General features: G+C 72.8%; 2 protein-coding genes. Both read right to left on the bottom strand.

Going from position 1 to position 1,431, the window contains the following annotated elements:
- Positions 1-39: 39 nt before the first annotated feature.
- Positions 40-648, bottom strand: a complete 609-nt coding sequence (locus tag FOE67_RS25665; protein ID WP_182667209.1) for a hypothetical protein — start codon at positions 646-648, stop codon at positions 40-42.
- A gap of 123 nt (positions 649-771) precedes the next feature.
- On the bottom strand, positions 772-1,071 hold the full coding sequence (locus FOE67_RS25660; RefSeq protein ID WP_182667208.1) for a WXG100 family type VII secretion target: 300 nt from the start codon (positions 1,069-1,071) through the stop codon (positions 772-774).
- Positions 1,072-1,431 lie beyond the last annotated feature (360 nt).

The following is a 1,431-nucleotide window of genomic DNA, read 5'->3' as shown; positions in this document are numbered from 1 at the left end:
GAGCGGTGGGGGGACCCGCGGGTCGGGGAAACGGCGCGATCAGCGGGACGTCACCCGGATGGTTTCGGCGATCCCGTCCGCCCACGGTTCGATGTACTCGTCCAGCCCGGGGTCCGTCCACACGGTGTGCGCGACCACCGGCACGGTCGTGGCCCGGGGACGGATCACGTGCGTCAGGGCACGGATGACGGGCCGACCACCGAACCACGGGCGCCGTTCCCCGCGGGCGTTCCACCGGATCCGGGTCAGGGGGCCCGCCCCGGTTCCCCCCTCCTCCACGAGGGGTTCGCCCGCGTCGTGGACGGCGACGCCCCCGGCGGGACGAGCGGGATCCACGCACCCGGCGGGGATCCGGCGGGAGATCTCCATGCCCACGTCACTGGTGTCGACCCCCGGCGGATAACACCCCAGTGCGTGGGCCGGACCTCTTTGCCGGTACGCCCGGGCCCGCTTCCCGAGCTCCGCGCGCAGGTCGGAGGCGCGGGGGCGGAGAACGCGGGTGATCTCCGGAACGTCCTCGCCGTTCGAGGCGAGGAGCAGTTCCTCCGCCTTCGACCCGGCCCAACGGTCCACGTCGACACCGGGATCGAGGGGAAACCCGAACCAGGGGGCCGGGTACTCCACGGAGACTCCGGCGCGTTCGGGCACGGCGGTTCCTCCTGCGGACGGTCGGGGAACGTGTCGGGCCCGGACGTTCCGCCCGGCGCGCGAGGGTCCGGGGCGGCGGTGGGTGGGCCGGCCCCGGACCGTGTGAGGCGCGCGGGACGCGGGTCAGTTCCCCTGGATGGCGTTCTTCAGGCTGACGTCCTGCTCCTCGAAGCCGTCGGCGGCGGCGTGGAGGAAGTTGCCCATGCCCTGCATGCCCTCCAGGGTCTGCTTGACCCCGGTGCTGAACTCCTCGTACGACTCCTGGAAGGCCTTGGAGGACTCGGCGGTGACGTAGCCGTCCTCCACCAGGTTGTCCACGTAGGTCTTGAGGTCGTCGAGCTCCCGCTCCATGCGCTCGTGCTCGGCGATCAGGTGATCCCCGGCGTCGTGCATGTCCTGATATGTAAGGCCGATGTCGGACATCGCCTACCCCCTTCGTGGCCGGTGCGGGGACGCGCGGCGGCCCCGCGGTGCGGTGGGTTGCGGCAGCCCCCTCGGCTGCCCCCTCGTGCCGGCGTCAGCCTACGTGGGGAGGGGTGCGGGGTACACCCGGGGTGCACGGCTCGTACAGGTCTGTGACAGGGGCACAACACCCGGAGCCCCGCCGGGAGGTGGGGGCGACCCCGCCGGGGAACGGGGTCGAACGGATTCACCCTTGAGGGACTCCGCTATGTTGCCGGAGAGTGGACACGGAGTCGGGGACCACCCGGGCGTGCCGCCGAGCGGCGGACGGACGGGTGTTCCCGGTGGGACGGGGGCCGACCCCGCCCCCACCGGGAACGC

This window comes from Streptomyces calidiresistens (assembly GCF_014141525.1).
Classification (GTDB): Bacteria; Actinomycetota; Actinomycetes; order Streptomycetales; family Streptomycetaceae; genus Streptomyces; species Streptomyces calidiresistens.
Note: the sequence above shows the minus strand (reverse complement) of the source record. Positions and strands in the feature narration are given on the sequence as shown.